This is a genomic window from Staphylococcus pasteuri (assembly GCF_003970495.1).
In the GTDB taxonomy this organism is placed as follows: domain Bacteria; phylum Bacillota; class Bacilli; order Staphylococcales; family Staphylococcaceae; genus Staphylococcus; species Staphylococcus pasteuri.
The window spans coordinates 1-14,387 of record NZ_RXWW01000030.1 but is presented as its reverse complement, the minus strand read 5'-3'; the positions used below and the strand labels follow the sequence as shown (position 1 = coordinate 14,387).

At 30.7% G+C, this 14,387-nt stretch carries 10 protein-coding genes and 1 pseudogene; 5 read left to right on the top strand and 6 right to left on the bottom strand.

The window, feature by feature from the left end; all coding sequences use genetic code 11:
• Positions 1-57: 57 nt before the first annotated feature.
• Positions 58-759, bottom strand: coding sequence for an antiholin-like protein LrgB (gene lrgB / locus CD121_RS04260; protein WP_017637573.1), 702 nt, complete (start codon positions 757-759; stop codon positions 58-60).
• 2 nt (positions 760-761) lie between these two features.
• Positions 762-1,208, bottom strand: a complete 447-nt coding sequence (gene lrgA / locus CD121_RS04255; protein ID WP_017637574.1) for an antiholin-like murein hydrolase modulator LrgA — start codon at positions 1,206-1,208, stop codon at positions 762-764.
• A gap of 592 nt (positions 1,209-1,800) precedes the next feature.
• Between lrgA and CD121_RS04250 the strand changes: the two genes are divergently transcribed.
• The 4 genes and pseudogenes from CD121_RS04250 (at position 1,801) to CD121_RS04235 (ending at position 5,838) form a co-directional block, all read left to right on the top strand.
• Entirely contained in the window at positions 1,801-3,204 is a 1,404-nt protein-coding gene (locus CD121_RS04250; protein ID WP_119622743.1) for an MFS transporter, read from the top strand.
• A 164-nt stretch (positions 3,205-3,368) separates the two neighbouring features.
• Positions 3,369-4,301 carry a 2-dehydropantoate 2-reductase gene (locus CD121_RS04245; protein ID WP_017637576.1) on the top strand — a complete coding sequence of 311 codons (933 nt, stop codon included), beginning with the start codon at positions 3,369-3,371 and terminating at the stop codon, positions 4,299-4,301.
• Between the two features lie 171 nt (positions 4,302-4,472).
• The gene (locus CD121_RS04240) at positions 4,473-4,946 is read left to right on the top strand and encodes a DUF1440 domain-containing protein (RefSeq protein WP_119622744.1); all 474 of its coding nucleotides are present in this window, start codon (positions 4,473-4,475) and stop codon (positions 4,944-4,946) included.
• A 40-nt stretch (positions 4,947-4,986) separates the two neighbouring features.
• Positions 4,987-5,838 (top strand): annotated as a pseudogene (locus CD121_RS04235) (NAD-dependent epimerase/dehydratase family protein).
• A 75-nt stretch (positions 5,839-5,913) separates the two neighbouring features.
• On the opposite strand, the gene yidC reads toward CD121_RS04235, so the two are convergent.
• Positions 5,914-6,726 carry a membrane protein insertase YidC gene (gene yidC, locus CD121_RS04230; RefSeq protein ID WP_119622746.1) on the bottom strand — a complete coding sequence of 271 codons (813 nt, stop codon included), beginning with the start codon at positions 6,724-6,726 and terminating at the stop codon, positions 5,914-5,916.
• Between the two features lie 151 nt (positions 6,727-6,877).
• Entirely contained in the window at positions 6,878-8,377 is a 1,500-nt protein-coding gene (locus tag CD121_RS04225; protein WP_126567506.1) for a serine hydrolase domain-containing protein, read from the bottom strand.
• A gap of 252 nt (positions 8,378-8,629) precedes the next feature.
• Between CD121_RS04225 and kimA the strand changes: the two genes are divergently transcribed.
• Positions 8,630-10,459, top strand: a complete 1,830-nt coding sequence (gene kimA / locus CD121_RS04220) for a potassium transporter KimA (protein WP_126567505.1) — start codon at positions 8,630-8,632, stop codon at positions 10,457-10,459.
• Positions 10,460-10,520: 61 nt separating this feature from the next.
• Here the strand turns inward: kimA and CD121_RS04215 are convergent, their stop codons facing one another.
• Positions 10,521-12,719, bottom strand: coding sequence for a cation:proton antiporter (locus CD121_RS04215; protein ID WP_126567504.1), 2,199 nt, complete (start codon positions 12,717-12,719; stop codon positions 10,521-10,523).
• 133 nt (positions 12,720-12,852) lie between these two features.
• Positions 12,853-14,256, bottom strand: coding sequence for an amino acid permease (locus CD121_RS04210; RefSeq protein WP_017637582.1), 1,404 nt, complete (start codon positions 14,254-14,256; stop codon positions 12,853-12,855).
• Positions 14,257-14,387 lie beyond the last annotated feature (131 nt).

Here is a 14,387-nt window from a genome sequence, read left to right as displayed (position 1 = left end):
ACTACTTTCATAGCCCTGACCTTGTTTTATTAATTTTAACTTACTACAACGTTTAACCTATAATAATATTGGCGCTAAAATAGGTACGATTGCTACTACAATAACACCTACAATAACAACTGCAATACTACCCATAGATTCTTCAGTTTCTCCCAATTCTTTAGCAGCAGCTACACCTAATGTGTGACCACTAGTACCTAAAGCAAGACCACGTGCAATTGGGTTTGAAATTTTGAACCATCTTACAATTTTAGTACCTAATGCAGAAATAACTACAGCATTTAAAATAACTGCTAATGATGTAAGTTCTTTCATACCACCGATACCTTCTGATACAGGTAAAGCGATTGCTGTTGTTGCAGCTTGAGGTAACATTGAAGCAACAATTTGATTACTGAATTGGAATAAAGTTGCAACTAGATAGATTAAAATAAGTGCAACGATAGTACCTAAAGCAATACCACCAAATATTTGTAACCAATATTTTTTTAATACGTCACGTTTTTTATATAAAGGAATTGCAAAACTAATCGTAGCTGGTTCTAAGAAGAAATTAATAATATCTCCACCTATTTTATAGTTTGCATAACTAATTCCTGTCAATTTTAAGAAAGCAATACCTACAACCATACTAACGAATAAAGGTGCAAGTAAGAAAAATCCATTCGTTTTTTTATAAAAATATGTAGCAATTACAAATGGAATAAGGGAAACTAAAATACCAAAATATGGAGTATTAATACCTAAATGTTCTACCATGATTAACCTCCTATACGACTAGTTTCTTCATTTTTCTCTTTACTAGGGAACAATGATTTTGTCACTAATAATTGAGAAGCGAAACCAGTACAAATTAATAAAAAGATTGTAGATAAAATGATTAATAAAATAATCAATATTGGACTTTGACTTAATACAGGTAATGAATTGATTACTGAAACGCCGGCTGGAACGAATAAAAAACTAATATTATTAGTTAAAGTAGTTCCTACTGTTTCGACTTGTTCTAATTTAACAATTCCAGTACATAAAGCGATAAATAATAAAACTAAACCAATTACTGAAGCGGGCATTGGGATAGGCATGAATGCTTCAATAATCTTAGAGATAAACAAAATAACTGCAATTGTTAAAGCTTGTTGGAAGAAATTGTACACTCTTCCAGATGTATGTTGAACTCTTTCTTTTGTAGAAGATGAGTTAGCCATAACATACATTCCTCCTGTTCTATTTGTATATGGATTCGGTAAGAACGTTTGGATTTGTCAAAAATAGGATTCACTTACTAATTTAAAACGTAAACTAAAAGATAAAGTTATTTAGTTTTAAAAAATAAAAAAATCAATTGCAAAGTTCAAACGAATCTTTTGTGAAGTAATTCACGAGCAATTATACAATATAATTCATATTAATTTGTACATTGAATTCGTCGTTTTCGTGACAATTTTCAAAAAATTTATCCTTTTATTTTTTAGTAAGTTTCGACAAATTCATTTATTATTATATAGTAAGCGCTTACCTATTTTAAAGATAATACTAAAAAATATATACTTCAAGATGTAATGGAAAAATAAAAGTAATTGGTGTAAAATATGTATTCATATATACAAATATTCTAAATATTAAAAGAAATTAAAGGGTATAATAAAAAACTGATAAAATCGATCTAAAAGTAATCAAGCAAATAGAGAAATAGAAAAGGGAAAGCAGTTGTTTTTTTAAGTAAAAACTTTTACATAAATCGATTTAAAATGAGTAAGTAAAATATGGAAAGTGTTTTGTAGGAGGAATTAATATTTTATGAACAAAACTTCAAAGGAGTTTGAAGGAGACAATAGGCTTCTTCTAGGTATTATTTTAGGTGTTATTACTTTCTGGTTATTTGCACAATCATTAGTCAATTTAGTTGTGCCATTACAAACATCATTTAAAAGTGATATTGGCACTATTAATATAGCTGTTAGTTTAACAGCCTTAATGTCAGGACTATTCATTGTAGGAGCTGGTGATTTTGCAGATAAGTATGGGCGCGTAAAAGTTGCATACATTGGCTTAATATTAAATATTATTGGGTCTTTATTAATTATTATTACACCGTTAATACCTTTTTTAATTGCAGGTAGAATATTTCAAGGTTTATCAGCAGCATGTATTATGCCTGCAACCTTAGCTATTATTAACGAATATTATATTGGACCTGCAAGACAAAGAGCATTAAGTTATTGGTCAATTGGATCTTGGGGTGGTAGTGGTATTTGTACGCTATTTGGTGGTCTAATGTCCACACACTTTGGTTGGAGAACCATCTTTATTGTATCAATTGTATTGACATTATTGTCTATGTATTTAATTAAACACACTCCAGAAACGAAAGCAGAACCAGTAATCACTAAAAATGGTGAAGCAAAGAAATTTGATATTGTTGGCTTAATAATACTAATTATTTGTATGTTAAGTATTAACGTTATTATTACACAATCTTCTAAATTAGGATTATTTTCACCAATTATTATAAGTTTAATCGTAGTATTTTTTGTTTCACTAATAGGATTTATTATGTACGAAAATAAAATTAAATATCCTTTAGTAGACTTTAGCTTATTTGCTAATAAAGGGTACAGTGGAGCTACTGTTTCTAACTTTATGTTAAATGGTGTTGCAGGTGGTACGCTAATCGTAGTAAACACTTATTACCAGCAGCAACTTGATTTTAATGAATCTCAAACAGGTGTAATTTCTCTTACATATTTAATCGCTGTATTAATTATGATTCGTGTAGGTGAGAAGATTCTTCAAGCGCTAGGTCCGAAACGACCATTATTAATGGGTAGTGGTTTAACAGCTATTGGATTAGTCTTACTATCTTTAACTTTCTTACCAGAACCTTGGTACATTACTTCAAGTGTTATCGGATATTTATTATTTGGTACAGGACTTGGTATTTATGCGACACCATCAACTGATACAGCTGTTGCACAAGCCCCTGATGATAAAGTAGGTGTTGCTTCAGGTGTTTATAAAATGGCTTCTTCTTTAGGTAATGCATTTGGCGTAGCTATTTCAGGAACTATATATGGTGCTTTTGCGTCGCAAATGAATATGGCATTAGGTGGCTTTATGGGCGTTGTCTTAAATGCAGTCATCGCACTAATTGCATTCTTTGCCATTTTATTATTAGTACCTAAGAAACAAACAAATTTATAAGAATAGAATAAACGTTATTATTAAGGTCGAGACAAAAAGCATGTCTCGATCTTTATTCATACTGATTAATGTTAGAAAATTATGAAGATTTTGCTATTCACGTTGACGTTATTGCAATTAAATAGTATTTTAAGTTTAACTTTATCATGGAATGAGGGATTTGAATGAAGATTGCTATTGCAGGTTCAGGTGCTTTAGGATGTGGATTTGGTGCTAAACTATTTCAACAAGGTTTTGATGTGACATTAATTGATAGTTGGATGACTCATGTTAAAGCGATTCAAACCAATGGCTTGCATATTGATATAAATGGAGAACGTTGTCATTTAGACATACCAATGTATAGTCATGAAGACATTCCTAATAATGATGTTTATGATATAGTATTTTTATTTCCAAAATCGATGCAACTAAAAGATGTCCTAGATTATATCAAACCGCATTTAAGTGAAACGTCTATTGTTGTTTGTACTATGAATGGTTTGAAACATGAACGTTTAATTGAACAATATGTTAAAACATCGCAAATTGTAAGAGGTGTAACAACTTGGACAGCAGGAATAGAAAGTCCAGGTTGTACCCACTTGATGGGAAGCGGACCAGTTGAAGTAGGTGGACTTGTGCCAGAAGGGATGGATAATGCTCAAACCATTGTTGAAATATTAAATCAAGCCGGCTTAAATGGCACTTTAAGTGAAGATTTGCACCAGTCAATCTGGAAGAAAATTTGTGTTAATGGAACAGCGAATGCATTATGCACGATTTTAGAATGCAAAATGTCTTCATTAAATGAAAGTAACGATGCGAAAAATCTTATTTATAAAATTACCCAGGAAATTGTACATGTAGCAACCATTGATAATGTTCATTTAAATCTAGATGAAATATTTGAATATCTAATCGATCTCAATGACAAAGTCGGCCCTCATTTCCCTTCGATGTATCAAGATTTAATTAATAATCATCGCAAAACAGAAATAGATTATATTAATGGTGCTGTAGCTAAATTAGGTGTTGAGAACGGTATTGATGCACCAGTAAATCAATTTGTTGCTAATCTTATTCATGCTAAAGAAAATAAATTAGACGCACAATAGATGAAGTATATTTTAAGCTTATAAGCGTATAGAAATTTTTGCTTATAAGCTTATTTTTTAGGATTTAAATCAATAGTAAATATATCAATTATTGAAATAATTGATGATGAATGACTTAAAATATCATGATAGGGTAAATAAATTAAAATGTTGAATTAAGGAGATGCATATATGAATATTTCATATAAAAATGTATTAATAACTGGTATTGTTGGTGGTTTCTTAGGTGGAGCTGTCAAAATGGGTTGGGAAGCATTAATGCCACCTAGAACACCTGAACGTGATGAAGAACCGCCACCAATGACATTGTTGAATCAACTTGGCTTACCCGAAAACATTAAAAATGCTACTTATCACTACAACGGAAATGAGATACCTTTAACAATTATGGGTGTGCATTATGGCTTTTCCATTGTAAATGCAATGAGCTATGCATTGATTGCTGAGAAGTGTCCACAAGTGAAAGCTTTAAACGGTTCTATTTTCGGAATAATAGTTAATATAGCATTCCATGAATACTTATTACCTAAATTATCATTAACACCAAAAGTGGAAGATTTACCTAAAGAAGAAAGATTATCTGAATTACTTGGGCATATTATTTGGATGAATACGATAGATTTTGTACACTCATCTAACAAGTAAAAATATCCCCCTAATAGAAAAATAAAGGAAAGGTGAGAATATGAGTAAAATTTTTGTAACTGGAGCGACAGGTTTAATCGGAACAAAATTAACTAAAAGATTAATCTAAGAAGGACATGATGTAGCTGGATTCACTACATCTGAAAATGGTAAAGAAAAATTAGAATCATCTAATGTAAAAGCATATATTGGAGATATTCTAAAATACGATACTATTGATAGTGCTATTGCAGATTTCCGTCCAGAAATCATTATCAATCAAATCACAGATTTAAAAAATGTTGATATGTCTGCGAATACTAAAGTACGTGTTGAAGGTTCAAAAAATTTAATAGATGCTGCTCAAAAATATGATGTGAAAAAAGTCATTGCACAAAGTATTGGTTTCGTTTATGAAGCAGGTGAAGGTCTTGCAACTGAAGAAACATCATTAGATTTAGATTCAACAGGTGATCGTAAAATTACAGTTGATGGTGTTATTGGTCTTGAAGAAGAAACATCTCGCATGGACGAATATGTCGTATTAAGATTTGGTTGGTTATACGGACCAGGTACTTGGTATGGAAAAGACGGAATGATTTATAATCAATTTATCGATGGTAAAGTAACATTGTCAGATGGCGTTACTTCATTTGTTCATCTTGATGATGCAGTTGAAACATCAATTCAAGCGTTAAACTTTGATAATGGTATTTATAACGTTGCTGATGACGAACCAGTTAAAGGTTCTGACTTTGCTGAATGGTATAAACAACAATTAAATGTTGATCCTGAAATTGATATTCAACCAGCACAACCATTTGAACGTGGTATCACAAATGATAAATTCAAAGCCCAAGGTGGTAAATTAATTTATTCAACTTGGAAAGATGGTATGAATCCTATCAAATAGTAATTTAAAATAAGCGACTTAATGTTACCTTTTATATAGGTGACATTAAGTCGCTTTTATTTTTTGATTAGTTATTTAATGGTTATCATTTTTAGTGTTTAATGACTTTCTAAGTTGTTCAGCTTCTAATTGTCCTACTTTTGAATAATGACGATGGGCAAAATGCATTTGAATAATTAAAAATGCAGCACTTATAGACCAATATAGGCCTAAAGCAGATGCAGATGTTAAAGATGCATAAGTAATAAATATAGGAGATAACACCATCATGACATAATAGGTTTTGCGTTCTTTTTTAGGATAATGAATAGAATTGACTAATGGCTGAATAAAATACATTAAAGCAGCAATCAAAGTCATCACAATATTCGGCTCTGTTAAATTAAACCATAAAAAATGTGGATATTTAGTAATACCATCACTACTGGGATATTTCAAACTCATATATAGTCCCATTAATATAGGAATTTGTATCACGATTGGTAAACAACCAACGAGATTTTTAAATGGATTAATACCGTATTGTTTATACTTTTTCATTAATAATTGATTAGCTGCATTACGCTCTTCTTGAGAAGATGCATTTTTAATTTTTTCTCTAATTTTATCTATTTGTGGTTGAACGACTTTCGTTTTTTCTCGCATGATATGCATATTTTTAACTTGAATAAGCATAAATGGTAATAGAATAAAACGTACAATGAGTACTATTGTTATGATAGCTAGCCCATAGTTCTCGTTAAATAATCTACCTAATAAATGCAGTAACTTATCCATAGGTTGGACGAATGTATTATAAAAAACACCAGCACGATTGTCAGATTTTGAATAATCGCAACCTGTTAAAAATAAAACTACAACTAATAATATTGATATACGTTTGGCCATAAATGACTTCCTCTTTATAAAATATAGCTTTCGTGTAAAGATATGAGCTTTTTGCAATAACACAATTATTTTATGTTTAATATAACAGAAATAAGAGGGCGTTTTATCAAATTATTCGTAACTGTTAACTATTTGAACGTAAGTGTGTCACTTATTTATAGGATTTTTTACTTAAAATAATAATAATGAGTAAAATAGTTATTGAAATAACACAACCGTAAAAGCTAAACAGTGCAAATTTGGCGTGGGTAGGTAACCATGTCATCACAAATGACCAACTATTATTTCCTAATACAAAATAAGGAATTAAATAAATAGCTACACTGATTAATACGAATACCAACATTAATGCTATAAAGGCATAGAGAGAAGCTTTACTTCTTTGAACTTTATATAAGCCATTTTTGATAGCAAATAAACGTTTAAAAATAAAATATAAGCTAATTAAAATACCTAATGCCGATAAAATAGTAATAACAATATTTATGTCATACGCTTGTTCTATCTTAGTTTCGATAGTCGTATAATGTTTATGGTTCATGACTTGTGCATTCAAGTGATCTGCTAGTTGTGATACTTTGGTAGATTTTAAATTTGCTAAAATAACGATACCGTACGACTTCTTAGGATTGAGTAATATAATTGAGGAATAGTTATCTAGCGTCCCAATATGATATACATAATTATTATTTGAATTGGTAAACCAACCTGCAGCATAACCATTTGCATTATCTTCACCTCTTGATTCATTGATAGTTTGATGTGATTGATTAACAATACGTTTTGTTTTGTTAGAAGGTGATAATTGCATTTTAACCCAATGTTCTAAATCTCTAGTATTCGACATTAAATAAGCTGAAGGTGTGTCTCCAATATTGAACGATGGAGCACTTTGTTTAATAACTCCACTGGCTTGTTCATAGCCAACTGCTTCTTTTTTATGCTTTGTATTTGTAGTTTTAAATGATGTTTGATTCATATGAAGCGGTTTTAAAATATTCTTTTTAATATAGGTTTGATAAGATTCCTTAGAAACATTTTGTATAACTAACCCCAATACATCGTAATTCATATTTGAATATTCAAATGTATCTCCAGGTTTATGATTTAATTCTTTTCCTTTGATACTATTAACTAAATTGTTGATTGAATCACCATATTGCTCGGTTTGATCCTCACTAGTAATGTTCGAAGGAATGCCACTCTTTTGCCCCAGAAGTTGCTTGATAGTGATATCATATTTTTTATCATTATATGTCATATAGAATCTAGGTATATATTTGGATACTTTATCGTTGAGATGAAGCTTTCCTTTATGTGCTAAATCTAATATGGCATATCCTGTAAAAGCTTTTGTATTAGAAGCAATTTCATATTTTGTTGTTGGTTTTGCTTTTATTTTCTTTTCAACATTTGCATAGCCATATCCTTTATTTAAAAAGACTTTATTATCTTTCACTATTAAAATTGAAGCACCTGGAATATCTCCAGCTTTCATGTCTGATTGTACAATTGTATCAATAAAGTTTTGTGATGATTTCGTTAGTAATGTTTCGCTTTTATTATAAGCTAAAAAATGTTTCGTAATAATAACGATTATAAGTATAACTATCGTAAAAATGAGAGTGATGATAAATGGCCTTTTTTTCATAGTTAGAGTTCCCTTTTTAAAATATGTTGCATAAAGTTTTATTAAGTGTAATTTATTATAGCAGGTTTAGAAATATTTTAGCGAGTTAAAGTGCTTGCAATAAAAATGGTTAATCATTAGAATACACATAAATAAAAGTGTAATATAACAATTAAGTTGTATATAGACCTTAAAATATTAAGGGAGAATCTATACAACTGACTGTGTTGGGAGTATAGTTTATCCATCAACATACAAAGAGGTATTGGAGTTATGTTTAATCAAATTAAAAGACTTTTAATTGGGCGTCCTAAAAAGAATAGGGACTTAAAAAATGAAAAGATTACTAAATTCAAAGCACTAGCGATATTATCATCAGATGCCTTATCTTCTGTTGCATATGGGCCGGAGCAAATACTAATTACGTTATCAGTCGTTGGGGCAGTCGCTTCATGGTATACATTACCAATTGCTGCAGGTGTATTGATTTTATTAGCAGCACTTATATTATCGTATAGACAAATTATATATGCATACCCTAAAGGTGGCGGAGCATATATGGTGTCAAAAACGAATTTAGGCGAGAAGTGGGGATTACTTGCTGGAGGTTCCTTACTGGTTGACTACATTTTAACCGTAGCTGTAAGTATTTCTTCTGGAGCCGATGCATTTGTAGCTGCATTTCCAGGTTTATATCATCATAAGGTATTAATAGCTTGTCTATTAGTTTTGTTTATTTTGATATTGAACTTAAGAGGGTTAACTGAATCAGCGACTTTATTATCCTACCCAGTATATTTATTTATCATAGGATTAGTTGTGTTAATAGTGATAGGTACATGGCGTGTTGCTACTGGTGATATACAACCACATATGCAATCGTCAATTGGAACATCAGTACATGGTGTAACACTCTTTTTACTATTAAAAGCATTTTCTTCAGGGGCTTCTTCTTTAACAGGGGTAGAGGCTATTTCAAATGCTGTTACAAATTTTAAAGATCCAGCTGCTAAAAACGCAGTCAAAACATTAGTAACGATGGGAAGTATTTTAGCATTCCTTTTAGTTGGTATCGTAGGATTAGCTTATGTTTATGGTGTCATGCCGCAAACTGAAACGACAGTATTATCACAATTAGCATCACAAATTTTTGGTGATAATGTGGCCTTTTATTTTGTACAAGCAACTACTGTAATGATTTTAGTATTGGCTGCTAATACAGGTTTTACTGCATTTCCAATGTTAGCTGCGTCTATGTCAAAAGATAAGTATATGCCTAGAATGTTTACAGTCAGAGGTGACCGATTAGGTTATTCTAATTCAATTTTAGTATTAGGAATTTTTGCTATTATATTAATTATTTTATTCAAAGGTAAAACTGAAAATCTTATTCCATTATATGCAGTAGGTGTATTTATTCCATTCACACTGGCACAATTTGGTATGGTATTAAAATGGTTTAGAGAGAGACCAAAGGGTTGGCAAGCGAAACTAGCAGTCAATACACTAGGTGGAACAATTACATTTATTGTATTTATGATATTTTTAATTACTAAATTTACACATGTCTGGCCTATATTATTGTTCTTACCATTCTTTGTATCAATCTTTGTAAGAATTAAAATGCATTATCGTAATGTCGCTGAACAATTGCGATCAGATAAAGATGTATACGATGTACCAGTTGTAGATCGTAGTTTAGCCATTGTACCTATTATGAGTATTACGACTGTAGTAGACAAATCTATTTATTACGCTCAAATGTTAGCTAATAATGATGTGATTGCAGTGCATGTATCATTTGGTGATGAGGATGAAAAAGCATTTCAAGAAAAATGGAAACAACATTATCCAGATGTACGACTTATTATTTTACATTCGGAATACAGAAGTATTATAAGACCGATTTCTAGATTTATCGATAAAATTCACCGTAAAGCAGAAAATCAAAATTATTTAATCACGGTTGTTGTGCCAGAATTTATACCTAAGAAACCATGGCATCATCTATTACACAACCAAACAAGCTTACGCTTAAAAATGCATTTGATTTATCAGAAAAACGTCATCCTCTGTACAATTCCATTTAAACTTAAAAAATAATTAAAAACCACAATGACTGATATTCAGATAAGTGAATAAATAGTCATTGTGGTTTTTTTATTTATGATTCTTCAGCAATAATAATTTCATTGTAGTTAATATTTTCTCTTAGTTGTTTAGCAATTTCTGATGTGACTTTTTGTTGCTTAATTAATTCATCTAAAAATTTTCTTTCGGTATAAATTGCGTGTAAACGTAAAGACAATTGTGTTTCTGAAGAAAAATTAGTTATTGCATTATTGTTTCTACTTTGAGTGGTACTTTGTCTTTTACGTAATGTACGTATCAAATTATAATATTGGTTCACAACAAGTGATGTTTCAAGCACATTTGAACTGTTTTGTTCTTTGTGTAATCTAAGTGTGATTTGATGATTCACCACGCGCATAATTTTTTGTACACTTTTTAGTTCATTTTTATATGACTTCAACATTTCAGTACGTCTTTCTTCAATTTGATCTCTTGAAGGTTTGTGTCTTTCATTATTTTGTTCAACTGATATTTTCTCATGATGAGTTGAGTTAACTTTATCTTTATTTTTATTTTGCACTTCTGAAGAAAAGGTATGGGCAGCGTGTTTTCTATAGTTCTTTCTCGCTTTGAATCTTAAATAAATCATGTTAAAGAAACGTGAGAATTTTGTGATAAACGATGCTTCTTTATAGGATTTACTCAACTCTACAATATTTCGGTAATTAGATAATTCTTGAGATGTAATTTTCCCTTTATTAATAAGACGTTCTAAGGTTGCTGTTTCTTCTTCTTCAGCAATTTTGGTTAATCTGTGTAGTTCTTTAGTATCTTTGTTATCTGGTTCTACATTAATTAAGAACGAAAGCTCAGTGAAATATTGATTGAATAAAGGTCTATAATCAATGTTTTCATTTTCTTTAGCATTCTTTTTCAGTTGTTGTATGACAGATTGAATGATAAGTATTTTAGCCGCTTGATATGTCATACCTTGTTTAGTATCTTTGTTTTCCGATTTTGTAATAAGAGGTAAGACGATTTGAGCTAGTATAAGGCTAATTAAAACCATTAATGATGCGATAAATAATAAATCATTTCTATATACAAAGTTTTGATGGTGACTCATCATTGTAGGTAAGGTTAAAGCCATTGATACAGAAATTGTCCCATGAATACCACACATAGTCATGATAAATGAATAAAGTATTCGGTTTGGTGGCTTTTCTTCTGCTAATTCTTCATCTTCAATATAACGTTGTATATTTTTAGGATAATAAAAATCTTTATACCATAAGAAGACCCATATGAAACGGAAGCTATAAATAGCTAATGAAATAAGCAATGTAATACCGATTAAAAATTTAAGATTATCTGGTTCAACTTTCACAATTTCTATAACTACTTCAGGTACTATAAACCCTAAAACGACGAATACAAAACCGTTTAATGCATAGCTCAATGTATTCCAAATCTGGGAATAGTTAATTTGTAATTCTGTTTGAGCACGAAGTAATCTATCTCGTTCTAAACCATGTACTAATCCGGCAAACACAACTGCAATAATACCAGAGGCATGTAATTCTTCGGCAATAAAGTATATAACGAATGGTGTAAGTAACTGAATAAAAGTGAGAGTATTATTATCTTTAAAACCTTTATTTGCAGTTAAAAAGACGCGTAACTGCACTACTAAAATACCAAGAATGACACCAACTAATATCCCTATAATTGTTGATACTATAAATTGTTCAATTGCACTGACTGCCGAGAACATACCAGTAACAAGGGCAGTAACAGCAATTTTAAAAGAAATGATACCAGCAGCATCGTTAAGTAAAGATTCTCCTTCTAAAATAGACATTGCTCCCTTTGGTAAAATCTTTCCTTTAGTTATAGCAGATACGGCTACAGCATCAGTTGGGCAAAGTATTGCTGCAATTGCAAATGCGGCAGGCATTGGTAGCTCGGGCCAAATCCAATGTATAAAGTAGCCGACACCGATAACTGTTGTGAATACTAATGCCATTGCCATCAATATGATAGGTGTTCTATATTCCATTAATTTTGATCTTTTAATATGAGTACCTTCTACAAATAATAATGGTGCAATGACAGCCATCATAAACACTTCAGAATCAAAGTCAAAATGAATAGGAATAGGTAAGGTGAAAATGGCTGCACCCAGTGCAATCTGAATAAACGCTGTGGGAATTTTAGGAAAACGATTATTAATGATTGCACTTAATATAACAGCAAATATAAATATTAAAAATGCTTCAAGTAATTCCATCTTAATCTCCTTATATCAATAATAAGTATTATTTTAACATGAAATATACCATTTAAATTTTGTAAATTTCAAAGTTATATAAAAAAATAGAGTTAGCAAAATCAACTTTGCAAACTCTATATTAATCTTAAGATTATAGGTTTTCAGTATGTTTTTTATCAGCTAATTTTTGTTTCTCAGCTAATTCTTTAGCATTATTTTTGTACTTTTTATAATAAAAGTATAAGAAGATAAACCAGAATGGTGAAATAAAGATAGCCGCTCTAGTATCATCACTAAAGAATAATAATATAAATACGAATGCAAAGAATGCTAATACGACATAGGCAGTTGCTTGTCCACCGAACAATTTAAATTTATTATTTTTATGTTCTTGAGGATTCTTTTTAACGTAAATAATATAAGAAACAATAATCATTGCCCAAACTACTAAGAATAATACTGTTGATAGTGTAGTGACATATATAAATAATTGAATGGCATCTGGAAAGATGAAGTTAAGTAATGCTGCAACTAATAAAGTAAATGATGATACGAACATAGATAAATATGGAACACCATTTGAATTTGTTTTACTTAGCACTTTCGGTCCTAAGCCTTGTTTAGATAAACCAAATAGAATACGACTATTTGAATAAATACCACTATTCGTTGCAGAAGCTGCTGCAGTTAAAACTACAAAGTTAACAATACCGGCAGCAAATGGGATACCAATCAATGTAAATAACTTCACGAATGGACTGCTATCTGGATCAATACCATTCCACGGAATGACAGACATAATGACAAGTAGACCGCCAATATAGAATAGTAAAATTCGAATAGGTACATTATTGATTGCTTTTGGAATCGTTTTTTGAGGATCTTTAGTTTCCCCAGCCGTAACCCCAATCAACTCAATACCAATAAATGAATAGACAGCAATTTGGAATGACATTAAGAACCCAAATATACCATGCGGGAACATACCACCATGTTTAACTAGGTTAGTAAAAGACGCATGCCCGTAGTGTGTCTTGAAAGAAAAGAAGATTAATACTAAACCTACAATTACCATGGCTACAATAGTTACAACTTTGATAATAGAGAACCAAAATTCTAGTTCACCAAATAATCTAGCACCTAATAAATTAAATGAAATCAAGATTAAAACTATGAATAACACGGTTAACCAATGGGGTACTTGTGGATACCAAAAAGCAAAATATTGTCCCATTGCTGTTAGGTCAGACATACTTGAAACAATCCAACAAATCCAGTAGGTCCAACCAATGACGAAACCACCAAAAGGTCCGATATATTCATTAGCTATATCTACAAAAGAATTAAAGTGTGTACCACTTAATAATAATTCCCCTAAAGCACGCATAAATGCAAAAAGTATCATTCCAATAATCATATACGTGAATAATAGTGAAGGTCCGGTCAATGCAATCGTTTGTCCGGAACCTAAGAATAGTCCAGTACCAATTGCTCCCCCAATTGCAATTAATTGGATATGTCTATTATTCAACTCTCTATGCAGTTGTCTTGCCATAATTTTCCTCCTCAGGAAAGCAAAATAAACAATTTATGAAAGCGTTTTCTTTAAATTAATACTATAGAACTATTTGGAATAAAGCAATTAATTTTTAAAATATAAGTAAATACATTTATTAAGCTTTGTAT

Bases quoted from the DNA above. Each gene is read 5' to 3' on its own strand.
- lrgB (WP_017637573.1), bottom strand. From the start codon at position 759: ATGGTAGAACATTTAGGTATTAATACTCCATATTTTGGTATTTTAGTT.
- lrgA (WP_017637574.1), bottom strand. From the start codon at position 1,208: ATGGCTAACTCATCTTCTACAAAAGAAAGAGTTCAACATACATCTGGA.
- CD121_RS04250 (WP_119622743.1), top strand. From the start codon at position 1,801: ATGAACAAAACTTCAAAGGAGTTTGAAGGAGACAATAGGCTTCTTCTA.
- CD121_RS04245 (WP_017637576.1), top strand. From the start codon at position 3,369: ATGAAGATTGCTATTGCAGGTTCAGGTGCTTTAGGATGTGGATTTGGT.
- CD121_RS04240 (WP_119622744.1), top strand. From the start codon at position 4,473: ATGAATATTTCATATAAAAATGTATTAATAACTGGTATTGTTGGTGGT.
- yidC (WP_119622746.1), bottom strand. From the start codon at position 6,726: ATGGCCAAACGTATATCAATATTATTAGTTGTAGTTTTATTTTTAACA.
- CD121_RS04225 (WP_126567506.1), bottom strand. From the start codon at position 8,377: ATGAAAAAAAGGCCATTTATCATCACTCTCATTTTTACGATAGTTATA.
- kimA (WP_126567505.1), top strand. From the start codon at position 8,630: ATGTTTAATCAAATTAAAAGACTTTTAATTGGGCGTCCTAAAAAGAAT.
- CD121_RS04215 (WP_126567504.1), bottom strand. From the start codon at position 12,719: ATGGAATTACTTGAAGCATTTTTAATATTTATATTTGCTGTTATATTA.
- CD121_RS04210 (WP_017637582.1), bottom strand. From the start codon at position 14,256: ATGGCAAGACAACTGCATAGAGAGTTGAATAATAGACATATCCAATTA.